The organism is Achromobacter colocynthidis (genome assembly GCF_057334535.1).
Window position 1 is genome coordinate 256,430 of record NZ_JBHFIZ010000037.1, and the last position, 23,120, is coordinate 279,549.

Sequence of the window (23,120 nt, forward strand, 5' to 3'; positions counted from 1 at the left end):
CCCCCCGCTTGCGCTCAGCGCGCCTGCGCGCTTTCCAGCAGTTGCACGATCTCTGCCTGCCCGCGCAGCCGGGCGTGTTGCAAGGGAGTCCGGCCTTCGCGGTCGGCCAGATTCACATCGGCGCCGGCTGCGATCAACAGCGCAACAATGGCCTGATGCCGGGTGCCGCCGTCGCTCAGGATGATGGCCTCAAGCAGCCCCGTCCATCCCAGCCGGTTCACATGATTCGGGTCCACGCCCGCTTGCAGCAGCGTCCGGACCACATCCACATGCCCGCGCTCGCAGGCCGGAATCAGCGCCGTGCCGCCGTACCGGTTGGTACTGCGTAAATCAGCGCCATGGCGCAAGGTCAATTCAAGAATCTCGCGATACCCCTGGGCGCCGGCCAGCAGGTAGGCGCTATCCTGCAAGCGGTTCTGCGCGTTCACGTCCGCGCCCGCCTCGATCAGCACACGCGCCGTTTCCACCTGGTTGGCTTGCGTCGCGCGCAACAGGGCCGTGTTGCCCTCCCCATCGCGCCCATCCAGCGGCACACCCTGCGCCAACAATTCGCGCACGCGCGTGGCGTCGCCTTGCGCGGCGGCCTCTCTTAACTGTGCGGCCGGGTTCACGGCGGCGCCGGCTTGTGAGCCCAGGGCGCCCAGCATCAAAACGAAAACTACCCGCCAGTGTCTGAGGGTTGCCATTGCCCGTATCCTCCCGTTTGAATCGAGGCCTGATTATGGACAAGCCCTTGATCGATGGGAAATATGTCTGTCATCTTGGTCAATGCAATATGGGAGAAACACGATCCAGTCATGATTGGATACTTTTCCATCGCAACGTCACCCCTGCCCCATGACATCTCAACCCGCCCGCTTCCTGCCCCAACACCCTGTCGCGCGCCTGCTGGCCGCGCTATTTCTGCCGCTGGCGCTAGCCGCGTGCAATGGCGGCGGCAGCGATGATGACAACGACGACGCCGCCGTACCGCCCGTCGTCGTTGCACCGCCGGTTGAGCAACCCGCGCCGGAACCCGAAGCGCCAACGCGCAACACGGCCTACCTGAACACCAAGGCCGGCGACGTCATCCAGGTGCGCATCGAGGAATTGCGCCCCACGCAGGCGGCCATCGGCTACGACCAGATCTACTACAAGCTGGGCCGCTGGCAAGGCGACTTCAACCGTTCCTGGGCCGGCGACACCGCCCGGCAGTTGGATTATCTGGACGACACCGTTGGCAAGAAGTTTGACGACTACTGCGAAGACATGGGCGGCACCGAACGCGCGGCCGCCTTCGCCGACCTGGCGGCTGCCCAAGCGGCGCGCCTGGATGACCCCAGCACGTTCACCTGCCTGGACGCGCCCGGCACGCACGCCGAAAACTTGAAAACGGTGGTGGTCGGCTGGGACGGCAACCTGTACCTGACCGACGGCCATCACACGTTCTCGTCGCTGCGCGAGATTTTCGATGGCGGCCCCAAGCTGCCCGTGTGGGTCAAGGTGGACGCCAACTACAGTGACCTGACGACCGCTGCCGCGTTCTGGCAACGCATGGTCGATGAGCGCCGCGCCTGGCTGCGCGACGGCCAGAACCAGCCCATCACCGTTGACCAGTTGCCCACCCGCTTAGGCTTGGCCAGCGCCGACGAAGCAGGCGGCATGCAGGAAGACCGCTACCGCTCGCTGGTGTACTTCACGCGCGACATCGCCTACGAAAATGGCAACCTGCCGGAGTTTGCGGAATTCCTGTGGGGCGACTGGCTGCGCCGGCAAGCCGCGGGCGGCCAACTGCCCACGCTGGACCAGTACCACATGATGGCGCCCGCCACGCCCGCGCAGATCCTGGCGGTCAGCACGCTCAATGCGTCGCTGGTGCCCGGTGGCGCAAACGACAGCTACGCCGCCGCCGTACGCGATGCCTCGCTGAAAATGGGCGCGCTGGCCGACACCGACATCGTGTTCGACGATCGCCAAGCCGCCACCCTGGGGCGCATTCCGTTGGCGGCCAACGTAGCAGCGGGCGTGTCCATCAAGGATCAGCGCGACGTGCTGGAAGAACTGCCGCGCATTGACGTCAAGGCCGATGGCTCGCCCCGCAACGCCGGCAAGCTGTGGTTCGCCGTGCATTACCGCGCTTGCGGCAAGCCGGCGGCGGGTACCTGCTGGGGTTGGTAGGTATTCTTCGCGCGATTCGAGTATCTTGTGCGTCTTCAATGACCTTTTCCAAGACACCGCCATGCCCAACGAAACTTCCAGCGCCACCGCAAACCCCGCCCCTAGCGCGGACGCCTTTCTTCAGTTTTTGGTCAACCTGGTGAACAACGGCAGCCAGCTTGAAAGCATCGGCGTCACGTTGCAGATGGGCGGCATGCTGGTGTCAGGGTCGATTGTGTCGGGCGCGGAATATTTCGACCGCTTCGCCGCCAGCTTCACGGGTTCGCTCGACACTTTAGACGCCGATACGCGCGACGGTGTGCGTCGTTCGCTAGCTGAACTGGGCGATGTTTTCCGCGTGCCTCAGCCGGCGGACCCGTTGCCCAACTACATTCACCTGGCCGACGCCTTGTTCTTCATGGCCGACGGCACGCCGGTTTCCGGACAGCCGACGCTGTGGCGCGGCCGTACCAGTTCGGTGGATGGTTTCATTCTGGGCCGCCTGCAATCCGAGGCCGGCAGCTAGGTGTCTTCAACGCCGGCAAAGCGCGTGGTGGATGCATTGAACGACCGCCACGCGTTGCTGTCGGCTTGAAGCCAGATACCCAGGCATTCAGAACTGAGCGGCGCCGACAAGGCAGCGCCGCGAAACAGAAGATCGCTGTGCAACCGCATCCAGGCGAAATCCCGGATGTCTTCCACGCCGCCCGCCACCACGTGCAAGTTGGCGCTCCAGGCACGTTCCATCAAGGTAAAGAAGCGGCCTTGCAACGCGCGGTTTTCGGATAAGCCAAGCGGGACCTGTACATGCAGGCCGTCGGCACGCAAGGTGCCATGGCCGGTTGACTTGCTTCGGCTGGCGCTGGGCAGCAGGCGCGCGCGCAGACGGGCCTGAAATTCCGGATAACGCGCCAGCACTTCGGCGTGGTCCGACAGCCGGTCCGTCAACGGCAAGGTGAATGTGATGCGCTTGGCGGGGATGAGCAGCGGCGGCGCATCATCGTAGCGCGCGTGCTTGTTGACCCACACCGAACTGTCCAGCAGACCAATGCCCAGCTCGCCGCACAGGCGTTCGGCCAGGTCGCCAGTTCCGCGCACATCCAGCGCGTGCTCGTACGACAGTTCGATGGGGGTTTTGAAGTGCTTGAAGAAGGCCACGCCGGCCAGCAAGCCCGCGCCCTGCCCAACTGGGTTCAAGCCGCTCCAGGGAGATGGCCGGGAACGCCCAATAACGGCGTATTCATGGACTTGACCCTGCGCCGTGAACACGGGCTGAAAGCGCAGCGTGATTGACTCTTCGGCCAGAGCCCAGGAGCGGGCGTCGTCTTTCATGGCGTGACCCGTAGGTTGAGGTGCGCAGGGGGGCGAATCCGGGTCAATATCATGCTGTTCTCGATTAACGTCTGGCCGCCGTGGCGACGCAAGCCGCCCGGCGTGTGAACCCGCCGCGCTGCAGCATCTTGGCGAATCCGGTATCTCACGAATAGTGCCCAACGCCGTCGGCCAAAAGAACAAGAAATTTCTTAATTCCCTTGCTCGGCCGCGCATGCACGGCACGAGTTCCCCCGGCGCTTGCAAGCGACAATCGGGGACGGCATTTGGGGACGGCATTCACTCGTTTTTGCGCTACGCCCCACTTTGAGATTCTTCTTATTCTCTGGGTAAGCAGGTGTTTCTACCATGCGTCAAATGCTGGTAGAAGACCATGGCGCTCCCGCCCTAGAACCCCAAGCCGCGCCGCGCGCCGCCTCGCTATTGCTGCACTTTCTTGCAGTGGCGCTGCTCGTCTGCATCGCGGCGGGCGCTACCCTTTACCTGTATTGGGCGTTCAGCAACGTGGTGTCCAACTACCGGCGCCACATGAATGCCGCTGCCTACGAAGCGCAGCACTTCTTCGACCAGCGCGAATCCCTCTTGCGCTCCATCTCCGCCTCCGCGGTACGCAACACCAACCAAGATCCCATCAGCAAAACCCCCACCCATTTCGGCAAGACGGGCCAGGTGGAAGTGTTGCCGCTGCAAGAAGGCCCGGACGCCTACGACTGGGCGCTGGTGCTGACCCCGCGCGACTTGCGCCGCGTTGCTCAAGCCAACACCCGCATCGTCTACAGCGCGCTGCGCCACGCCAGTACCGTGCCGGTGGGCTCGCATGACCAGCCCGCCTCGCCGGGCATTCCCCCTTCCATTCAACAATGGCTCGCCCTGACCCTGGCCGACGTGCAGACCCGCGCGCCCACCAAGGGCCTGCCGCCCATCGTTTGGCTGCATCCGCCTAACGACAGCGTCAAGCGCCTGTTCCTGTTCACGCCCCTGGATGCCGTCCACCCGGAGGCTGCCTGGATCGGCCTGGAAGTCCATGGGGTGGAATCCGCCATCAGCGCACCGCGCTCGGGTGCAGGCGACTACGTGCTGTTCGACGAGATGAGCCGGCCGGTGCTGCGCAGCGCCGGCGCGGATACGGCCAATCAGGCCTTGCCGCACACCACCCGGGAAGATGCATTCGGCTTGCAGGGCCAGGGCTGGCTGCCCGACTACCTGGTACTGAGCAAGTCCGTCGGCGAAGACGGCTGGCGGCTGGTCTACTACGCGCCGATGGCGCACGTGTTGCGCGATAACGCGCTGGCCTTCCAGACCGCCGCCATTGCGTCCTTGCTGCTGATCATCACGGTCATCTTGCGGGTGCGCTACATCCGCCGGCGCCTGGTATTGCCCGCGCTGCGCCAGTACGAGGCCTTGGCCGACAGCGTGTCGCTGAACCGCAAGTTGATTGAAGTGGCGCCCGTGGGACTGTGCCTGCTGCGGCGCTCGGACCGCGCGGTGGTGCTGTCCAACGACATGGCGCGCCGCTGGTTTCAGGGCACGCCGGGCTGGCGCACCGACATCCTGTCATCGCATGGCGACGAGGCCGGCCGCGAACACCGGCTCAATGATGGCCGCACCGCTTACCTGAGCTTCGCCCCCACCACTTACCGTGGCGAAGCCGTGGTGCTGTGCGGCATCAGCGACATTTCCGCGTTGAAACGGATCGAGCAATCCTTGTTGCAGGCCAAGCGCGACGCCGAAGCCGCCAACCAGGCCAAAACGGTATTTCTCACCACCATGAGCCACGAGATCCGCACGCCGCTCTACGGCATTCTCGGCACGCTTGAACTGTTCTCACTGACCCGCGTGAGCGGCCAGCAGGCGCAGTACCTTGAAACCATCCAGCAGTCGTCGGCGACGCTTTTGCGCACCATTAACGACACGCTGGACTTGTCCCGGATCGAGGCCGGTCACACCGTGCTCGAACGCGCGCCCTTTTCCCCCGTTGAACTCTTGAACAATGTCGTGGCCAGTTTCGCGGCGCGTGCACACGCCAAGGGCGTGCGCAGCTATGCCGTGGCCGACCCCGACACGCCTCCGGCCGTGATCGGGGACGCCACGCGCATCCGCCAGATCCTCGACAACCTGGCCAATAACGCCATCAAGTTCACGGATTCCGGGCAGATCGTATTGCGCCTGAAGGTCAACAGCCGCAACCGCGACAGCGTCGATCTGTGCTTCCAGATTGCCGACACCGGCGCGGGCATCGCGCCCGAGCATCAGGCCCGCCTGTTCGAGCCCTACTACCAGGTGGACGCCGACAACTGCGTGACGCTGCCCGGCACCGGCCTGGGCTTGTCGATCTGCCGAAGCCTGTCCGACATGATGAACGGCAGGCTCAATGCCGTCAGCGAACCCGGCCTGGGCACCAGCATTACCTTCGAAGTCCGCTTGCCGCTTGCGCCCGAAGCCCTGGACACCGCCCCCCCCGAGCTGGACGACACGGTTGTCTACGTTCAGGGCGCGGTGCCCGAAATCGTCCACAACCTGTGCGACTGGTTGCGGCGCTGGGGCGCGGTGGGGCTGCCCTACCCCGCCAACGGCGTCACGCCCTCCGAACCCGCGGTGCTGTTGCAGGCGTGGCCGCATGCGCAGAAGATCGCCAACTGGATCGGCCCGCAAGTCATCGTGCACCCGCCTGGCCTGCGCCCCCGGGTAGAAGATAGCCATCGCAACTGGTTCGCAAGCGCCTACAACCTGGCCGGCATCCACCATGCGGTGCGCCTGGCCCAGGGCGGCGCGGCGCGCAGCACGTCGTTCGATCCCAAGGCGGCGCCGGAAGTCCTGGGTCTGAAGATATTGGTCACGGAAGACAATCCCATCAGCCAATTGATCCTGCGTGAACAACTTGAGCACATGGGCTGCACCGTGGTCTTGGCCGGTAACGGCCAGGAAGCGTTGAACCTGCCCGACCTGATGCATTTCGACGCCGTGCTGACAGACCTGAACATGCCCTTGGTCGACGGCTACGAGCTCACGCGCATTCTGCGAAAGCGCGGCTACGATCGGCCCGTACTCGGGGGCACGGCCAACGCGTTTCCCGACGAGCAGCGGCGCGGCATGAGCGCCGGCATGACCAGCCTGCTGGTCAAGCCGCTGCCGCTGACCATCCTGCGTCAAACGCTGCAAACGGTTAAAGAACTCCGGAGTTGAAGATGCTTTCCGTGTACAAGGTCCTGGTCCTGGACGACCATGCGTTTCAATGCGCGCAAATGCACAGCCTGTTCCTGGAGGCCGGCTTCGAGCACGTCGACATGGCGCATTCGGCGCATGAGGCTCTGGAGATGGTTCGCCTGCATTCCCACCAGTTGGTATTGATGGACCTCAACATGCCCGGCATGGACGGCGTGCAGTTCATCCATGAATTGGCGCGCTTGCAATGCAACCCGATGCTGGCCATCACCACGGCATGCTCGCGCCGCATCATGAACAGCGTCAGCCTGATGGCCAAGGAAAAGGGCCTGTCCGTGATCGCGACCTATACCAAACCCGTCACGCGCGAACAGGCGCTGGCGCTGGCCCGACGGCTACGCAACGAAAAGCTGGATGGCGCCTTGCCGCAAACGCTGCCGTTGCCGTCCACGCCCCTATTTGACCGCCACACGCTTGAAAAAGCCCTGGCCACCGGCCGGATCCAGGCCTGGTTCCAACCCAAGAAGGCGTTGGCGACGGGCCATATCGTTGGGGCGGAAGCCCTTGCCCGCTGGCATCACCTTGAATTCGGCTTCATGCTGCCGGCCTCGTTCCTGGGTGCGGTGCGGCATCACGGGCTGGACCACGCCCTGCTCATCCGGATGCTGGGCGACGCCCTGGCCGCCTACCTTGATTGGCGCCGCCTGGGGTTCAGGATGCCCGTGTCGGTCAATCTGCCCACCCGCCTGCTGGATCAACCTGACTTGCCCGACCAGCTTTACAATCTGGTCGCGCAGCGCGGTGTTCCCTTCGAAGATGTCACTTTCGAACTGCTGGAAGACGACACCACGTCAGTGCCCGGGCACTACTATATGGGCGCAAGCCGGTTGCGCTTGAAAGGCTTCGGGTTGGCGCAGGACGATTTCGGCAAAGGATACAACTCGATGTACACCCTGATCTCCACGCCGTTCACCGAGTTGAAGATCGACCGCGCCTTTGTCAGCGGCGCCGCGGAAGACGGCGTACGCGCCGCCGCCTTGCTCTCTTCCGTGCAATTGGGCCGCCAGTTGGGGCTGCAAGTCACCGCCGAAGGGGTGGAAAACACAAAAGACCTGGAGTTTTTGCGCGAAATCGGCTGTGATTTCGCCCAAGGCTTCCTGATATCCGCTGCGGTCAATGCCCATGACTTCACCGATTTGCTGGCTGACGAACCCCGCCCGTACGCCACCCACCCGCTATAGGATCCTTACCCGCGTATGCAGGAAACGCCGTTTAGCAGGATTGCACGTACCTCGCGCCGGCTGAATATCGCGCTGTTCGGCATTCTGCCCGTCGCGCTCATCATGATCGGCGCCCTGCTCTGGGGCGCCCAGCGCATCATCAAGCAGGAAGAAGACCGCCTGTTGATGGACTTCGCCGTTCTTGTTGGATACATCCGCGAGCAAGAAGGCTTTCTGCTTCAGTTCCGCAAAGAGAACCAGCCCTGGCCGGGCGCGCGCCCATTGAGCACATCACGCTGTCCACGCCGCTGGATTCGACCCGGCCGGGCCTGCGCATCTATCGCGGGCAGCACGCGCTGGTGGCCATGCCGTTTTCGCTGTTCTGCAATTACCCGTCGGAATGCCCCGTGGCCAATAGCCCCGTGTCGGCCGCGGCCGGCTACTTCGCGGATTTCTACAGCACGTACTGGGCGAATTCCTACTTTCCGGCTGCCGCTGCTTTCCTGGTGAACCGCACGGACAGCCTGGGCATTGCGGTGCCGGCCATCAACGTCAAGCCGGGCTATGGCGAGCCGCTCAGTGAAGACACCCTGCTGCTGGTCAATGACGCCGTGCGCACCCGCTTGGCCCCGGCAACGGCCGACGACGCCTCGACGATGCCCTCGTCCGGCACGCCCGGCGTCGCCGCGGCCGGCGGGCAGATCCTGTGGGTTTCTCCGCCCGGGCTGCCCGATCGCATGATGGGGCTGCTACACGCCGGCTTTTCCGACGCGGCATGGACCAACCGCGGTGGCGGCGCACCGGATGTCTACGTCGCCACGCTGCTCAGCCGCGCGCGGATCAACATCTATGACCGCGCGCTGCCCTCGATCCAGTTCGACGGCTTCTGGCTGACCCATCGCGACATCGGCCTGATGCTTGGCGACGGCCCCCTGCCCACCACTGGCGAAAGCGGCCTGAGCGCCACGCGCGACGGCTTGATCCTGAAAGTATCGGACCCGTCCAGCATCTGGACCGCGTACTACCGCGTCAGCTATCGCAATTTTTTCGAAGACAACCTCTGGCTGCCGATCACCGCCGCGCTGCTGTTGCTGCTTGGCCTTGCCGGCGGCGTCGGCTACCAGCGCTGGTACACCCGGCGCGTGATCGAGCCGGCGCAAAACGCGCACCGCGACATCGCCGAAAGCGAAGAATTCAACCGCACCCTGATCCAGACCGCGCCCATCGCGCTGTGCGTGCTGGCGCGCGCAAATGGCGACGTGCTGTTCGCCAACAGCCTGGCGCTGGAATGGCTGGGCGCCGCCACGGGCCAGGGCTTGCGCGATTCCCCCGCCGCCCGGCCGCTGCTGGACCAGGTGCTGACGGCATCCGCGCCCGGCACCATTGAAACCTTCCACGCCGACGACGGCCGCCCCTTGTACGTGGCCTATTCGCCCACGCGCTACAAGAAGCAGGACGTGGTGCTGTGCGCGTTCGCGGACATCAGCGCACGGGCCGAAATCGAACGCGCCCTGGCGCAGGCCAAGCGCGACGCCGACAAGGCCAGCGAAGCAAAGTCCACCTTCCTGGCCACGATGAGCCACGAGATCCGCACGCCGCTGTATGGCGTATTGGGCACGCTGGAGCTCATGGGCATGACCGAACTGAATGCCGAGCAGCGCCAGCACCTTGAGCGCATCCAGAATTCGTCGGTGATCCTGCTGCAACTGATCAGCGACATCCTCGACATCACCAAGATCGAATCCGGACAGCTGGCGCTGGAATCCAGCCAGTTCCGGCCGCGTGAACTGGTGGAAAGCTGCGCGCGTTCATTCGCCGCGCTGGCCCGGCAGAAAGGCTTGCTGCTGTTTGCCTGCGTGGACGGCTCGGTGGCGCCGTGGGTCACGGGGGACGCCGTGCGCATCCGGCAGATTCTCAGCAACCTGCTCAGCAACGCCATCAAGTTCACCGAGTCCGGCCATGTCATCGTGCGCCTGCATGGCGCGGACCGTCCCGATGGCACGCAGGTGCTGGCCTTGCAGGTGGTGGACACCGGCATCGGCATCGACAAGGAAGACCAGGCCCAGCTTTTCAGCCCCTTCTACCAGATCGACAGCGCCAGCCATACCGTGCGCGGCGCGGGCATCGGCCTGTCCATCTGCGCCCGGCTAGCCAAGCTGATGGACAGCCATATCCGCGTCACCAGCGAACTGGGGCTAGGCAGCAGCTTTTCACTGGAGCTGGCCTTGCAGCCGGCCGACGGCGCGCCCGTGGACGAGCCCGATCTGCACGGCATCCGCATCTACGTGCGCAGCCCGCACCGCGAACTGACCGACAACGTTTGTCAGTGGCTGACCCGCTGGGGCGCCGACGCCCAGCGCGCGCCCGAACCCCTGGGCCGGGGTGAACCCGACGACGTGTTGCTCGACATCCTGGGCCCCACCGATGCCGCGCCCGCCAACTGGACGGGCCACTTCCTGTCGGCGGGCGATCCGCGTGAAGCTGCCGTCGGCGCGCCGGAGCGAGTCGACGGGCATGACCTGGACAGCATCGGGTTTGGTATTTCGCGCCTGCTGCGCGGCGATCCGCCCGTGCCTGCCACGTCCGCCGCCAACGCCCCGATGGATCCGCTGGACTTGCGCGTGCTGGTGGCTGAGGACAACCCCATCAACCAGGCCACGCTGCGCCACCAACTGGAACAACTGGGCTGCACCGTCACAGTGGCCGGTAACGGCGCGGATGCGCTGTCGATGTGGAACATGGCCACTTACGACGTGCTGCTGACCGACGTCAACATGCCCAAGATGAACGGCTACGAACTTACGGGCGAACTGCGCTCTCGCGGCTACGCCCAACCCATCATCGGCGTAACCGCCAACGCCATGCGCGACGAGGAAGCACGCTGCATGGCCGCGGGCATGAACTCCTGGCTGGTCAAACCGATTGAACTGAGCGCCCTGCGCCACCACCTGGGCGGCATCACGCGCGTGCGCGCCGAGGTGTCCGACGAGTCACCCCACATGGACGCGGCGCCCGTGCCCGTCGACGCCGCGCCCGAGCCGCTCGTGCCCGAAAAATACCGCCAACTGTTCCTGGACACCATGGATACCGACCTGGCGAATCTTGACCAGGCGGTCACCCGCCGCGACGTGCTGGTTGCGCTGCAAACCATGCATCGGATGCGGGGCGCCTTGGTCATGGTAAAGATGACAACCTTGTCATCGGACTTCCAGGCCGTTGAGGCCAAACTCAGGCGCGACGGCGGGGACGACGAGGGTTTTGAAGACGTGGTCAGGCTGACGCACGAGCTCAGGAACCTGCTGGCTCAAGTTTGAGTCTTGGTACAGAATGACCCCGACAACCACCACGATCACCCTCCGGCGCCCCCGAATGGAAAGACTCCGAATAGTCCTCGCCGACGACCACCCGCTGGTCCTCGCAGGCATGCGCGATTTGCTGGAAAAAGATCTCAGCGTTGAAGTCACGGCGCTGCTGGCCAGCCCCACGGCCTTGGTTGAACACTTGACCCACGACCTGCCGCACGTGGTCATCACCGACTACTCCATGCCCGGCGACGAAACCTATGGCGACGGCATCCGGCTGGTCAAGTTCCTGACGCGGCGCTTCCCCAAGACGCAGGTGGTGGTGCTGACCATGGTGTCCAACCCCATGATCATTTCCGCCCTGTATGACGCGGGCGTGGCCGCCGTGGTGCTCAAGCGCGACAACCTGGCTGAAATCGTCACGGCCCTGCACACGCTGCAAGCCGGTCGCAAGTACTATCCTCCGGGATTCCAGCGCGATGGCACGGTGGATTCGCGCAGCAAATTCATCGGCGAACGCATCAACAGCCTGTCGCCCAAGGAATTCGAAGTGCTGCGCCACTTCATCCGTGGCGAATCCATGATGCAGGTGGCCGAGACGCTCAAGCGCAGCGTCAAGACGGTCAGCGGTCAGAAGATATCCGCAATGCGCAAGCTGAACGTGCAGACCGACCAGGAACTGGTGGCGTTCTGTGTGGAAAGCGAAATTTTTCAATAGGTTTTCAGTAGGCAACCCCGAGACACCCGCATGACGCAAGACGTATTTGAAGCCATCACCGGCCAGGAAGTAGACCGCCAGGCCATGCTGGCCCTGATTGACAACGCGGCAGGCCAGGCGCTGTCGTTCCAGGACTGCGATTTCCAGCACGCCGATTTTTCTCGCCTGGATCTGCGCGGCGCGCGCTTCACGGCCTGCGCCATTGCCGGCGCCTCGTTCCAGGGCGCCACGCTGGCCGACACCACCTGGCTGCGCTGCCGGGGCGGGCAGGCCAACTTCGCGGCGGCGGATGCCAGCGACGCCACCTTCCAGAACTGCGATTTGAACAACGCCAAGTGGCACCGCGCGCGGCTGGCCGGCGCCCGCCTTCAGGGCTGCAAACTGACCGGCTCTGATTTTGACGGCATCGCCTGCCTGGGCTGGACGGTTGAAGAATGCCTGCTGGTCGGCGCGCTGTTGCGCGGCGTGTCCTTTCGCAAAACCAACATCATGCAGTTGGACTTTTCAGACGCCGACCTGGCCGGCAGCGATTTTCGCGACGCCGTCTTCCACGGCGGCAGCTTGCGCAACGCCAATCTGAAAAACGTGCGCTTTGAAGGCGCCGACCTGCGTGAAGTGGACTTGAGCGGCCTCGACTTGACCGCCGCCGCGCGCCTGGCCGGCGCCACCATTTCCAAGACCCAGGCGGCCACCTTGCTGGCCGAACTGCGCATCAGCGTGCTCTGACGCGCATTCGAATTCCGGATTCCGAGTTCCGGATTCCGAACTACGGCCGGCGGCGCAGGAAGCGCTGCTCCACCACCACGCTGCCCCACTGCCGGCCTTCCGATTCGTCCGTCAGGACAAAGCCCGCGTCTTCGTACAGATGGCGCGCCGCGTCCAGCCCCTTGAAGGTCCACAGGTACGTCTCGCGGTAATGCGCATCGGCAAACGCCAGCGCGCGCGCCAGCAAGTGGCGGCCCACGCCCAGGCCACGCAAGGACTCGTCCACGATGAACCAGCGCAGATGCGCCTGGCCGATGACGGGATCGCCATCGATCACGATGGATGCCAGCGTGCGCCCATTCTCCGCATACAGCCACATGCCCTTGCCGTGTTCCGGCAGCGCTTCGGCAAAGGCCGCCATTTCCGTGGCGACCTTGCGTTCAAAGTACACACCAAAGCCCGAGGCCTGCGCGTAGTAACGCGCGTGCAGGCCGGCAATATCGCCGATGCAGCCGGGTACATAGCCTTCGATGATCTGCTCGCTGATGGCGGCGGTGGAAGGCGTCAGGTTGGGGTTCTCGCGCGAGAGCGCGTCGGCGTACAGCGACATGAAGCGGATCAGCGATTGCTGGTCGTCCGGCGTCATCCGGCGCAAGGCATGCGACACCTGATCGGTGGCGAACTGGTCGATGCGGTCACGCAAGGCCAGCCCGGCGTCGGTCAGGGTCAGGCGTGAAGACCGCGCGTCCTCGGGATCCACCTCGCGGGCCACCAGGCCGGCGGATTCCAGCTTGGCCAACTGCCGGCTGGTGTTGGATTTGTCCAGCCGCAGAATCACGGCCAGGTCGCGTGCCTGGATGCCCGGTTGCAGGCCCACTTCAATAATGGCGTGGACGGCGGACGGCGCCAGTTCACTGCCCGCTAACGAGGTCCGCATGAAGCCCAGTTCGCGCACCAGCTTGCGAGAAAACTCCCGCAGGTCGCGGATGGTCTGTTCACGGGATTGGGAGGGAAAGTCGATCAGGTCCATGGGCGCGCCTATAAGTTGCGGTTCGCAACCAATGTAATTGCGAGCCGCAACTAAAGCAAGCGCCGCGACGTCCACGCCCTCAATCGGCTTTCTTGGACCGCTGAAACGTCACCTCGCCAGCCGGCGCCGGCGGTTTGCGGTGAAACGGCACCTTGCGCAAATACAGGCGCAACGCCTGCCAGTGGATACGGAACACCACCCCCAGCGTCATGAACGGCATGGCCGCCAACGCGCGCAAGAGCGCACCGGTGGCAAGCGGCACGCTCGCGCCGCGAATCTCGGTGTGCAGCAGCGGCTGCGCCTGTTCCGGGTCGTCAAAATAATCAATGCTGGCCACATGCGCACCGCCGACGCTTTTGACGCGAAATCGGTAGCGGCCCGTCACCAGGCAAAACGGCGACACGTGAAACGACTTGTCGCTATGCAGCGCCTGGCCGTCATGGATCACGCCACCGTCCGGCGCGCGCAGCACGTACTGATGGCGTTCGCCGAAAGTGTTGTTGACCTCGGCCACCAGCACGCGCAGATGGCCGTCGGTGTCATGCACCTGCCAGAAGCTGACGGGGTTGAACACATGGCCGAACACGCGCGGAAAGCACTGCAACCACACCGCGCCCACGTCGATGTCCGCGCCCGCCATCTCCAGCCGCGACCGCAACCACGCCATGGGGTCACCACCGTCGCGCGCGCCATGGTCGAAAAAATGAAACGCGACCGGGCGGCGGCGGTTGACCCCGAACAACCAGGACGCGCGGCCGTCGTAGCGGTCGGCCTGATCGATGCGCAGCCGCAGGCAGAACACCGGATACGTAAAGCGGTGCACCACCGGGCGGGTGCGCACATGCAGCACCCGCGCGCGCATCAGTTCGATCAGGCCGGCGTGGTGCAGTGGGCTATTCATGTCGCATCGCCCCACGGCGGGCTGACGCCGAAATCCGCCGCCACGCGAATGGCCGACGCCAGCCCATCCTCATGAAAGCCATACCCCGCCCACGCGCCGCAAAACCACACCCGCGCGCGGCCCTGGATGTCGGGCAGTTGGCGCTGCGCCTCGACGGCGTCGGCATCCAGGATGGGGTGCTCGTACTCGTAGCGGCCCAGCACTTGATCCGGCGCGGGCTCGCGTTGCGGGTTCAGCGTCACGATCACGGGCTGCTTGAAGGGCAGCGGCTGCAACACGTTGAGCAGGTAGCTGACCGACATAGGCGCATCCGCCGTGGGGCCGGCCAGGTAATTCCAGGCCGACCACACCGAGCGGCGGCGCGGCAGCAGCGCGGTGTCGGTATGCAGCACGGCCACGTTGGGCTGGTAGCGCACGCGCGACAGCACCTCGCGTTCGGCTTCGGTGGCATCAAGCATCGCCAGCGACGTCGGCGCATGGCAGGCCAGCACCACGGCATCAAACCGATCAACATGGCCGCTGGTGCGCACTTCCACGCCATCGGCCAGCCGCTTGACGCTATGCACCGGGCTGGACACCCGCACCTGCGCGATGCGCGGCAACATCGCGTCGACATAACGGCGCGCGCCGCCCTGGACGGTTTTCCATTGCGGCCGCCCCGCCACCTGCAACAAGCGGTGGTTCAGGCAGAACGACAGAAAGCTGCGAGCCGGTTGCGCCAGCACCATGCTGGGCGGCGTGGACCAGATGGCGCCGGCCATGGGCAGCAGATACCAGTCGCGCATGGCCTGGCCATAGCCTTCGGCGTCCAGCAGATCGCCCAGCAACGCGTGCGGGCCGCTGCGCGCCAGGTAAGCGGCGGCGTTGCGGTTAAAGCGCAGGATGTCGCGCAGCATGCCCAGGAAGGCGGGGCGCAGCAGGTTGCGGCGTTGTGCGAACACCGTACCCAGGTTGGTGCCCGCCCACTCCAGGTCGGGCTGCGTCAGCGATACGCTGAACGTCATGTCGCTGGCGTGCACCGGAATCGCCAGGTGCTTGAACAGTTGCACCAGATGCGGATACGTCAGGTCGTTGTGCACCAAAAAGCCGGTGTCGACCGGGTGGCTGACGCCGCCCACCGTGGCGTTCACCGTATTGGTATGACCGCCGACGCGCTTGTCCGCTTCGAACAAGGTGACCGAGAATTTTTCAGACAGCAGCCAAGCCGCGCCCAGGCCGGCGATGCCGCCGCCGATGACGGCGATGCGGCTGCCGGGGGGAACAGGGACAAAAGCGGGACGCGGCGGGACCGGCGCAAAAGCCGGCGTTGCATCGGAGGCGCTCGACATCGGGGTCATCACGGCCGCTGGAAGTTCGTGCGCGCGGCGTCGATCTTTGCGTGGCAGACGCAGCCGCTCATGTGGTCGTTGACCATGCCCACCGCCTGCATGAAAGCGTACATTGTCGTCGGCCCCACAAACGTCCAGCCGCGCGCCTTCAGGGCGCGCGACAGGCCGGCCGATGCCGCCGACGCCGGGTTGCCGTTCCAGTAAGCCAGGTCCACGGTGTGGGGCCGCTCGGTAGCGGCAGGCTCGTGCCGCCATAGCCACGCCGCCAGCGAACCCGTCTCGTCCGCCAACTCCACGGCGCGCCGCGCATTGTTGATGGTGGATACGATCTTGGCGCGGTTGCGCACGATGCCCGCATTGCCCATCAGGCGATCCACGTCGTGCTCGGTATAACGCGCCACGCGCTCGAAATCGAAATCGTCGAAGGCTTCGCGAAAGGCCTCGCGCTTGCGCAGGATGGTGATCCACGCCATGCCCGCTTGAAAGCCTTCCAGGCAGATCTTTTCGTACAGGCGGCGGTCGCTGCCCACGGGCCGGCCCCATTCGTGGTCGTGGTAGTCCGGCATGGACGGCTGCCAGAAGCAGCGCGGGTCGCCCTGCGCGTCCAGGATCAGGCCGGCGGATTCAAGGGCCGCTGCTTCCAGTGCCCCGGCATCTTGCCCCCTGGCTTGCACGCTCCCCTGAAGCGCCATCATTTTTCGCCGGGAACCGGGCAGCTCATGTCGCCTTCCTCGCACTTCAGGTAGGCGCGCAGTTCTTTGGTGCGCGCCTGCGTCAGGGTGTCCAGGCATTGGCTCAGCACCATGGGGTAAACGCTGCCGCCCGTGGTGCCGCTGGACGAGAAGGCACATTCCGCATCGCGAAAAAACAGCCAGGCTTTTTGTGCGCTTTGCAATTGCGTGGTTTTGGTGGCGTCGTCTTTCAGACGCTTCATGACCGTCCGGTAGGCCTGGTTCAGGTCAGCGTCCGACTTGCGGTAGGCCTGATCGGCGCACAGGTTCATGTCGGTCTGCGTGGCGGCGTTGCCGCAATTGATCGGCTGCAGCCGCGGCTGAGGCTGCGACTGCGCCTGCACGCTGGCCGCGAGCAGCACCGCGGTGGCGGCGGCCGTGGCGATCACGATACGCATGGGCGTTTCTCCTGGTGTCTGTGATGAGTTCGATGGGAAAGTGTCGCACGGATGGGGCCTTGCGCGCATGCCGCCCGAGCGCGGGTGACCTAAGATAGCGTCCATGAAGATTCAATTGCTCTCCGACCTGCACCTGGAAACCGACCCGACCTTCCTGGCGCGCCCCACGCCCGGCGCCGACCTGTTGGTGCTGGCCGGCGATATCGGTTCGTACCGCCAGGGTTCCAAGCTGACCAGCAACGATTTCGGCCTGGGCAGCTACGCCCCCCGCAACGGCTGGCCCACGCCCGTGGTGTTCGTGCCCGGCAACCACGAATACGACAATCTGGATTTCGACGAAGCCGACGACCGCCTGCGCGAGCTTTGCCACGCGCTGGATATCCAATGGCTGGAACGCGAAACCTGTGTCATCAACGGCGTGCGCCTGGTGGGCACCACGCTGTGGACGGATTTCGACGCGCTGGCCAACAGCGACCCCATCGGCGTGGCCTTGGCCAAGCGCGCCAAGGCTTTTCGCGCCGCCGACTTCTATCTGGAAAAGGCGCAGATGCGCCGCCATGGCGCGCCCTTCATGGCCGAACAAATGCGCGAACAGGGTCTGGCCTGCCAGCAATGGCTGCGCGACGCCCTGCGTGTGCCGTTCGACGGCCCCACCCTTGCCATCACCCACTTTGCCCCCACGCTGGCCAGCGCCGACCCGCGCTACGGCGTCACACCGGGCACGGCGGGGTTCTGCAATGCGCTGGATGACCTGCTGCCGTTGGCCGACTGCTGGATGCACGGCCACCTGCATTGCGCGCACGACTACGTCAAGGACGGCTGCCGGGTGGTCGCCAACCCGCTGGGCTATGCCAAGAAAGGCGAACAGGCCGACTTCGAGCCTGATCGCCTGTGGGAAGTGCCCGTCAGAACTTAAGGCTGGCGCTTAAGCCGTAGGTGCGCGGGTCGCCCGCCTTGACGTAGTCCGACGACTGGAACAACCAATAGCGCTTGTCCGCCAGGTTGTTGATGCCGGCGCGGAACGTGGTGTCGTAGCCATAGATGCGGGTGTCGTAGGTGGCGCCGATATTGACGATGGCGTAGTCATCCACCTTCACGTTGTTGGACGCGCCCAGCATTGTGTTGCCCGTGTATTTGACGTCGGCGCGCAGCTTCAGGCCCGGCACTTGCGGCACGGAGTACGACAGTCGCGCCGCCGCCACCAGCTTGGGCGCGCCCGCCACGCGGTTGCCCGTGTAGGCGTTGCCTTTCTTGTATTCCGAATCCAGGAACATCAGGCTGCCGCCCACGTTCCAGTTCGTGGCCACGCGCGCCGACGCACCCAGTTCCAAGCCTTGGTAGATGGACTTTCCGTCCTGCGTGAGTTCGTTGTTCGCGTTCGCGTATTCCGCCTTTTTCTCGATGCGGAACAGCGCGGCGGTGGCGGCCCAATCATCTTGATTGGTCTTCACGCCCAACTCGTACTGCTTGCTCTTGAGCGGGTCGAGCAAGGCGCCGAAGTTGGCATAGGTGTTGCCCACCGATGAGCCCGGCTCCAGCGATTCGATATAGCTGGCGTAGGCCATGGTCTGCGGCGTGATCTGGTACATGAGCGCCACGGTTGGGGTCAGCACGCCGTTCTTGTCGTAGCTGGACGACTTGGCGCCCGTGGCGTCAAAGCCCGTCTGCTCGTAGTTGGTATAGCGCAGTCCGCCCAACAGCGACCAGCCGCCCGTCAGGTCGATCGTGTCGCTGGCGAACAGGGCCTTTTGCGTAATCTCGGCGGCGCGATACAGGTCCAGGCTGCCTTGGCTGTAATAGGTGTTGGTGTTCTGCGAGCGCAGGTTGCCCGTGCCCTGCAACTGATACACGCCGTTGACGCTGTAGTCGTTCTTCTGCTTCTGCCAGGACGCGCCGGCGACCACGTGGTGCTTGAGCGGGCCGGTAGCGAACTTGCCTTCGACCATGCCCTGCCACTGGTTGTAGGCGTAGGCTTCGCCGTAGTCCGAGCGATAGTCGTCGTAGTCGCCCGCCTGGTTTTGCAGGAACAGCACCGATTCGTTGCGGCGCGTGCGGGTCGAGCTGTAGCTGTAGTCGGTGCGTGCGCTCCAGTTGGATGACAACTGGTATTTCAGGCCGGTGGAGTAGTAGCGGAAATCGTTGTCGGCATAGGGGCCTTCGCCCACCATCTTGCCGTTGTCGTTGCGCACCGGCGACGGCAACCGGCTGCCCGCCAATTGACCCGCGTAAATGGTGGGTTCCTGCCCGATGGCCTTGCGGTCCTGGTAGATGGATTGGAAGTCCCAGGTCAGCTTGTCGGTCAGCCGCGCATCCAGCGCCAAGGACACCGAATCCCGATACAGCGAACCGCCGTTGTAGGTGTTGCCTTCTTCGTGCGTGGCGTTCAGGCGGTAGCCGAAGGTGCCGCTTTCGCCGACGCGTCCGCCCAGATCCACGTGCTGGCGCAGCAGTCCCTTGGACACATAACCCAGTTCGATGCTGCGCACCGGTTCGTCGGTCGGCCTCTTGGTCACGTAGTTGACAATTCCGCCCGGCGAACCAAAGCCGTACATGAAGCCCGACGCGCCCTTCAACAGGTCGATCTGTTCAAAATGCTCATACGGCAGCGTCGTCACATAGCTCAGGAAGGGCCTGCCGTCGATGCGGTAGGAATTCTGCCAATCCAGCGGCAGACCGCGCACGGTCAGGTAGCTGGCCCAGGCGCCGTACGACGCGCTGTTGTCGCTGACGGATGCGTCCAGGGCGAACACGTCGCCCAGCTTGTTGACCTGCCGTTCCGCCATGTCGGCCGCCGTGACCACGGTGGTCGAGAACGGCGTTTCAAGCTGGCTGCGGCTGCCCAACGCGCCCGTGTTCACCGGTGCCGACAGATGTTCCAGCGTGTCGTCCACCGCCGTGGCCTGCACGGTCACCGTTGGCAGTTGCGCCACATTGGGCGCGTCGGCTGCGGATTGGGCGGACGCCGTCAGGGGGTAGGCGATGGCAATTGCCAAGGCCAGGGCAGCGGGCTGAACCACAGCAGGGTGAAAGGCAGCAGGACGGAAGGCAGCAGAACGGAAGGCAGCGCGCATGACGGCAGGCCGGGCAAGCGTGCGGGCACGGCTCTTCCGGGGGGAAGCAGAACGGACCAAAGCAGATTCTCCAGAGCGGGAGGTCAGAAAGACTGCTTTTTTATTACTAATGGGATTGATTCGCAATCATATTTACGAAATGCCCAGTTCGCCTCGCCCATGAAAAAGCCCGCGTTGCGACAACGCGCAACGCGGGCCGGATACGGCAAGCAGCGCGATCAGGGCGCCGGATTCGGATAGCGCGTGTGGATCGCGTCGATCGCTTTCAACACGTCCGGCGATAGCGTCACGTCCACGCTGTCGATGTTTTCCTTCAACTGTTCCAGCGTCGTCGCACCGATCAAATTGCTGGTGACAAACGGGCGCTGGTTCACCCAGGCCAGCGCCAGGTGGGTGGGCGACACGCCGTGCTCGCGCGCTAGCGCCACGTACTCGGCAGTGGCGGCTTCGGCCTGCGGATTGCTGTAGCGCGTGAACCGCGTGTAGCGTGTCAGGCGGGCGCCTTCGGGGCGGGCGCCGTTCAGATACTTGCCGCAAAGCATGCCCATCGCCAGCGGCGAATACGCCAGCAGGCCCACCTGTTCGTGGTGGGTAAATTCAGACAGCCCAATTTCAAACACGCGGTTCAACAGGCTGTAGGCGTTCTGGATCGACACGACGCGCGGCAGCTCCTGGGTGTCCGCATGGCGCAGGAACTGCGACAGGCCCCACGGCGTTTCGTTGGACACGCCCACGTGGCGGACCTTGCCCGCGCGCACGAAATCCTGCAACACCGACAGGGTTTCTTCGATCGGCACGGTGTGCTCGTCTTCCACCCAGGGGTAGTTCAACTGGCCGAAGGTGGCGGTGGTGCGGTCGGGCCAGTGCAGCTGATACAGGTCCAGGTAATCCGTCTGCAAGCGCTTCAGGCTGGCGTCCAGCGCTTCGGTCAGGTTCTTGCGGTCCAGGAAGGTCTTGCCGTCGCGGATGTGGCCGGGGCGCTTGGGGTCGCGCACCGGGCCGGCCACCTTGCTGGCCAGCACGATGTCCTGGCGGCGCTTGCTGCGCGCCAGCCAGGTGCCGATATAGGTTTCGGTCAGCCCTTGCGTTTCGGGCTTGGGCGGCACGGGGTACATCTCGGCCACGTCGACCAGGTTGACGCCGCGCGACAGCGCGTAGTCCAGTTGCTGATGGGCTTCGGCCTCGGAATTCTGCTCACCCCAGGTCATGGTGCCCAATCCAATCAGGCTGACATCCAGGTCGGTACGGCCGAGTTTGCGGGTTTTCAAGTTCTGCTCCGTGCGGGTCTTCAGAGGGGAAAGCCGACACCTTACTCCAAGATGTTGGCGTTTCGCTGACAGCCATCGGGCATGTCAGATCTTGCCGCCGCCAGGCAATCCGCATACGCTGGCGACTGTCCGACGGGGAGCGCCATGCTCAGGAACTTCAACGAGTCTTATCTCTTCTTCATCGGCGTCATCGTTCTCCTGGGCGTCATCGAGCTCTGCTTCCGGCTGGGCCGCAAGCAGCGCAAGCCGGCCGACGAAGCGCACAAGACCCACATCACCGCACTGCAAACCGCCCTGCTCGGCCTGCTGGCCTTGCTGCTGGGCTTCACCTTCGCCATGTCCGTCACGCGGTTCGAGGCGCGCAAGAACCTGGTGCTGGAAGAGGCCAACGCCATCGGCAACGCTTACTGGCGGTCCCAGTTGATTGCCCCCGCCGCCCGCGAACAGGTGCCGCGCCTGCTGCTTGAATACATCAACGCCGCCCTGGAACTGCACGACGCCGAAAACGACACCGCGCGCTTCGACGCCGCCAACGTCACCACGCGCCGCATCGAACGCCAGATCCGCACCATCACGGCCGCCAACGCCGACAACCCGCCGGCCATCGCCACCATCATGTTCATCCAGGCCATCAACGAGATGGCGCAAGTCAACGAAAAACGCCGGGTGGCGCTGGAAAACCATGTGCCCGAACCGGTGTTCTACCTGCTCTTCATCGTCAGCATCGGCTCGGTGGGCTTCATCGCCTACGGCACCGGCCTGCACGCCCGCAGGCGGCTGACATCAACCGGCCTGTTCGCCGCGTTGATCGCGCTGGTGCTGACCTTCATCGTCGACATCGACCAACCCGGAACGGGCGTCATCCAAGTCAGCCAGGAAAGCATGGAGCGCATGCAGAAGACGTTGGAAAGCGAGTTGTAGCGGGCGCGGCGAGCGTTCGCCTGAAGTGGCACAGGCGGCCTCGACCGAAGAAGCGCGACGAAACTCGTAGGACCCGTCTGATTCGACAACGCCCCACGCCCCGTGCGCAGGCCTTTCGAATAGACTCCTCGGTCAAAGCAATCAAGCCGAACTTAGAAGCGCGTTGACCAGGGGGCAACCACGCCATGATCAGGTGGAAGCCTTTCGTGCGGGGCGACATCGTCTATTCACTGGATCACTTGCATCCGCGCCGTCTCGAGTATGAACAACCAGCCGAAGACAATCGGCCGGCACGCAAGTATCGGGTGCAGTTGATATTTGGCTTGCACTGCTTTACACGTTCACCGGCACCCGACGAAACGGTGGATGTCACATTGCAATACAGCGACTCCCGCGAAACCCGGCTGTTTTGTCCACGCCGGTATCAACTGTCGTTCCTGCTGCCAACGATCATGGAAGGCCTTCAGCAAAGGCGTTGCTTCCATACGGGAAAGGGCAACTTTTTCGTGGTCGAGATCGTTGACGAAAGCGGAACCAGGCAGGAATATGAAGTGTATTTCCTGGCGACACGAGCGGCCCGACGTGGCGAGCTGAATCTGTTCGTGCAAAGCAGCTACATCCGCGATGATCGGCACGCAAAAAACCGGCCGAATAAAAAGCCGATTCGTCTGTACGCGATTCTGTTCGGCGCGCTGAACGGGCGGATGCCTCGCGAGCCTCCTCGTTGACGCTTTTTCAACACGGTTTTTCTCGTCAAGCCCAGGCGATTCGTTCAAAAAGAAAAAGGCCCCTGACGGGGCCTAGTTCAACCTGCTAATCGGACCTCTTGATTATCGTCACGCTTGGGTGACAACCCAATGGGGCGGGGGCAACGCACGGCTTTCGCCGCTCCGTTTA

Annotated in this window: 20 protein-coding genes; 10 read left to right on the forward strand and 10 right to left on the reverse strand. The window is 64.2% G+C overall.

Going from position 1 to position 23,120, the window contains the following annotated elements:
* Positions 1-14 precede the first annotated feature (14 nt).
* Positions 15-647, reverse strand: a complete 633-nt coding sequence (locus ACE04A_RS20965; RefSeq protein ID WP_448718070.1) for an ankyrin repeat domain-containing protein — start codon at positions 645-647, stop codon at positions 15-17.
* A 190-nt stretch (positions 648-837) separates the two neighbouring features.
* Here ACE04A_RS20965 and ACE04A_RS20970 point away from each other — a divergent pair, with 190 nt between their 5' ends.
* Entirely contained in the window at positions 838-2,157 is a 1,320-nt protein-coding gene (locus tag ACE04A_RS20970; protein WP_448718046.1) for a ParB/Srx family N-terminal domain-containing protein, read from the forward strand.
* A gap of 61 nt (positions 2,158-2,218) precedes the next feature.
* The gene (gene gvpU, locus ACE04A_RS20975; RefSeq protein WP_259249869.1) at positions 2,219-2,662 is read left to right on the forward strand and encodes a gas vesicle accessory protein GvpU; all 444 of its coding nucleotides are present in this window, start codon (positions 2,219-2,221) and stop codon (positions 2,660-2,662) included.
* Here the strand turns inward: gvpU and ACE04A_RS20980 are convergent.
* Positions 2,659-3,468: a hypothetical protein gene (locus tag ACE04A_RS20980; protein WP_259249871.1), complete on the reverse strand. Its 810-nt coding sequence runs from the start codon at positions 3,466-3,468 to the stop codon at positions 2,659-2,661. The genes gvpU and ACE04A_RS20980 overlap by 4 nt on opposite strands.
* A gap of 348 nt (positions 3,469-3,816) precedes the next feature.
* Here ACE04A_RS20980 and ACE04A_RS20985 point away from each other — a divergent pair, with 348 nt between their 5' ends.
* A complete protein-coding gene (locus ACE04A_RS20985; protein WP_485820476.1) occupies positions 3,817-6,651 on the forward strand; it encodes an ATP-binding protein in 2,835 nt (944 codons plus the stop codon).
* 2 nt (positions 6,652-6,653) lie between these two features.
* Positions 6,654-7,871, forward strand: coding sequence for an EAL domain-containing response regulator (locus tag ACE04A_RS20990; RefSeq protein ID WP_448718041.1), 1,218 nt, complete (start codon positions 6,654-6,656; stop codon positions 7,869-7,871).
* Here ACE04A_RS20990 and ACE04A_RS20995 read toward each other — a convergent pair.
* Positions 7,866-8,075: a hypothetical protein gene (locus tag ACE04A_RS20995; protein ID WP_485820477.1), complete on the reverse strand. Its 210-nt coding sequence runs from the start codon at positions 8,073-8,075 to the stop codon at positions 7,866-7,868. The two genes, ACE04A_RS20990 and ACE04A_RS20995, sit on opposite strands and share 6 nt — an antisense overlap.
* 182 nt (positions 8,076-8,257) lie before the next feature.
* Between ACE04A_RS20995 and ACE04A_RS21000 the strand changes: the two genes are divergently transcribed.
* From ACE04A_RS21000 to ACE04A_RS21010, 3 genes are read left to right on the forward strand one after another with little or no spacing between them, the layout of a single operon-like run.
* Positions 8,258-11,164, forward strand: a complete 2,907-nt coding sequence (locus tag ACE04A_RS21000; protein ID WP_485820478.1) for a hybrid sensor histidine kinase/response regulator — start codon at positions 8,258-8,260, stop codon at positions 11,162-11,164.
* A 55-nt stretch (positions 11,165-11,219) separates the two neighbouring features.
* Entirely contained in the window at positions 11,220-11,870 is a 651-nt protein-coding gene (locus ACE04A_RS21005; RefSeq protein WP_100854657.1) for a response regulator, read from the forward strand.
* A 30-nt stretch (positions 11,871-11,900) separates the two neighbouring features.
* Entirely contained in the window at positions 11,901-12,596 is a 696-nt protein-coding gene (locus ACE04A_RS21010; protein WP_485820479.1) for a pentapeptide repeat-containing protein, read from the forward strand.
* A gap of 40 nt (positions 12,597-12,636) precedes the next feature.
* Here ACE04A_RS21010 and ACE04A_RS21015 read toward each other — a convergent pair whose 3' ends face one another.
* From ACE04A_RS21015 to ACE04A_RS21035, 5 genes are all read right to left on the reverse strand, one after another.
* Entirely contained in the window at positions 12,637-13,605 is a 969-nt protein-coding gene (locus ACE04A_RS21015) for a bifunctional helix-turn-helix transcriptional regulator/GNAT family N-acetyltransferase (protein WP_448718035.1), read from the reverse strand.
* A 79-nt stretch (positions 13,606-13,684) separates the two neighbouring features.
* Positions 13,685-14,506 (reverse strand): DUF1365 domain-containing protein, encoded by an 822-nt coding sequence (locus ACE04A_RS21020; protein ID WP_447991249.1) that lies wholly within the window; start codon positions 14,504-14,506, stop codon positions 13,685-13,687.
* Entirely contained in the window at positions 14,503-15,834 is a 1,332-nt protein-coding gene (locus ACE04A_RS21025) for an NAD(P)/FAD-dependent oxidoreductase (protein ID WP_448718034.1), read from the reverse strand. The genes ACE04A_RS21020 and ACE04A_RS21025 overlap by 4 nt, the downstream gene beginning before the upstream one ends.
* 8 nt (positions 15,835-15,842) lie before the next feature.
* Positions 15,843-16,400, reverse strand: a complete 558-nt coding sequence (locus tag ACE04A_RS21030; RefSeq protein WP_485820593.1) for a DNA-3-methyladenine glycosylase I — start codon at positions 16,398-16,400, stop codon at positions 15,843-15,845.
* A 125-nt stretch (positions 16,401-16,525) separates the two neighbouring features.
* Complete coding sequence (locus ACE04A_RS21035; protein WP_259249884.1) at positions 16,526-16,963, reverse strand: lysozyme inhibitor LprI family protein; 438 nt, start codon at positions 16,961-16,963, stop codon at positions 16,526-16,528.
* 103 nt (positions 16,964-17,066) lie between these two features.
* Here ACE04A_RS21035 and ACE04A_RS21040 point away from each other — a divergent pair, with 103 nt between their 5' ends.
* On the forward strand, positions 17,067-17,879 hold the full coding sequence (locus ACE04A_RS21040) for a metallophosphoesterase (RefSeq protein WP_448718033.1): 813 nt from the start codon (positions 17,067-17,069) through the stop codon (positions 17,877-17,879).
* Here ACE04A_RS21040 and ACE04A_RS21045 read toward each other — a convergent pair.
* The gene (locus ACE04A_RS21045; protein ID WP_485820480.1) at positions 17,869-20,034 is read right to left on the reverse strand and encodes a TonB-dependent siderophore receptor; all 2,166 of its coding nucleotides are present in this window, start codon (positions 20,032-20,034) and stop codon (positions 17,869-17,871) included. The two genes, ACE04A_RS21040 and ACE04A_RS21045, sit on opposite strands and share 11 nt — an antisense overlap.
* Before the next feature lie 218 nt (positions 20,035-20,252).
* Positions 20,253-21,302, reverse strand: a complete 1,050-nt coding sequence (locus tag ACE04A_RS21050; RefSeq protein ID WP_448718030.1) for an NADP(H)-dependent aldo-keto reductase — start codon at positions 21,300-21,302, stop codon at positions 20,253-20,255.
* Between the two features lie 144 nt (positions 21,303-21,446).
* Here ACE04A_RS21050 and ACE04A_RS21055 point away from each other — a divergent pair, with 144 nt between their 5' ends.
* Together ACE04A_RS21055 and ACE04A_RS21060 are read left to right on the forward strand one after the other, a co-directional pair.
* Entirely contained in the window at positions 21,447-22,223 is a 777-nt protein-coding gene (locus ACE04A_RS21055) for a bestrophin-like domain (RefSeq protein ID WP_100854650.1), read from the forward strand.
* A gap of 185 nt (positions 22,224-22,408) precedes the next feature.
* On the forward strand, positions 22,409-22,951 hold the full coding sequence (locus tag ACE04A_RS21060) for a YjaZ family protein (protein WP_448718028.1): 543 nt from the start codon (positions 22,409-22,411) through the stop codon (positions 22,949-22,951).
* Positions 22,952-23,120: the final 169 nt, after the last annotated feature.

What these genes read in the sequence shown, in the direction of transcription:
- ACE04A_RS20965 (WP_448718070.1), bottom strand. Translation starts at nt 647, where the DNA reads ATGCTGGGCGCCCTGGGCTCACAAGCCGGCGCCGCCGTGAACCCGGCC.
- ACE04A_RS20970 (WP_448718046.1), top strand. Translation starts at nt 838, where the DNA reads ATGACATCTCAACCCGCCCGCTTCCTGCCCCAACACCCTGTCGCGCGC.
- gvpU (WP_259249869.1), top strand. Translation starts at nt 2,219, where the DNA reads ATGCCCAACGAAACTTCCAGCGCCACCGCAAACCCCGCCCCTAGCGCG.
- ACE04A_RS20980 (WP_259249871.1), bottom strand. Translation starts at nt 3,468, where the DNA reads ATGAAAGACGACGCCCGCTCCTGGGCTCTGGCCGAAGAGTCAATCACG.
- ACE04A_RS20985 (WP_485820476.1), top strand. Translation starts at nt 3,817, where the DNA reads ATGCGTCAAATGCTGGTAGAAGACCATGGCGCTCCCGCCCTAGAACCC.
- ACE04A_RS20990 (WP_448718041.1), top strand. Translation starts at nt 6,654, where the DNA reads ATGCTTTCCGTGTACAAGGTCCTGGTCCTGGACGACCATGCGTTTCAA.
- ACE04A_RS21005 (WP_100854657.1), top strand. Translation starts at nt 11,220, where the DNA reads ATGGAAAGACTCCGAATAGTCCTCGCCGACGACCACCCGCTGGTCCTC.
- ACE04A_RS21010 (WP_485820479.1), top strand. Translation starts at nt 11,901, where the DNA reads ATGACGCAAGACGTATTTGAAGCCATCACCGGCCAGGAAGTAGACCGC.
- ACE04A_RS21015 (WP_448718035.1), bottom strand. Translation starts at nt 13,605, where the DNA reads ATGGACCTGATCGACTTTCCCTCCCAATCCCGTGAACAGACCATCCGC.
- ACE04A_RS21020 (WP_447991249.1), bottom strand. Translation starts at nt 14,506, where the DNA reads ATGAATAGCCCACTGCACCACGCCGGCCTGATCGAACTGATGCGCGCG.
- ACE04A_RS21025 (WP_448718034.1), bottom strand. Translation starts at nt 15,834, where the DNA reads ATGTCGAGCGCCTCCGATGCAACGCCGGCTTTTGCGCCGGTCCCGCCG.
- ACE04A_RS21030 (WP_485820593.1), bottom strand. Translation starts at nt 16,400, where the DNA reads ATGCCGGACTACCACGACCACGAATGGGGCCGGCCCGTGGGCAGCGAC.
- ACE04A_RS21035 (WP_259249884.1), bottom strand. Translation starts at nt 16,963, where the DNA reads ATGCGTATCGTGATCGCCACGGCCGCCGCCACCGCGGTGCTGCTCGCG.
- ACE04A_RS21040 (WP_448718033.1), top strand. Translation starts at nt 17,067, where the DNA reads ATGAAGATTCAATTGCTCTCCGACCTGCACCTGGAAACCGACCCGACC.
- ACE04A_RS21045 (WP_485820480.1), bottom strand. Translation starts at nt 20,034, where the DNA reads ATGCGCGCTGCCTTCCGTTCTGCTGCCTTCCGTCCTGCTGCCTTTCAC.
- ACE04A_RS21055 (WP_100854650.1), top strand. Translation starts at nt 21,447, where the DNA reads ATGCTCAGGAACTTCAACGAGTCTTATCTCTTCTTCATCGGCGTCATC.
- ACE04A_RS21060 (WP_448718028.1), top strand. Translation starts at nt 22,409, where the DNA reads ATGATCAGGTGGAAGCCTTTCGTGCGGGGCGACATCGTCTATTCACTG.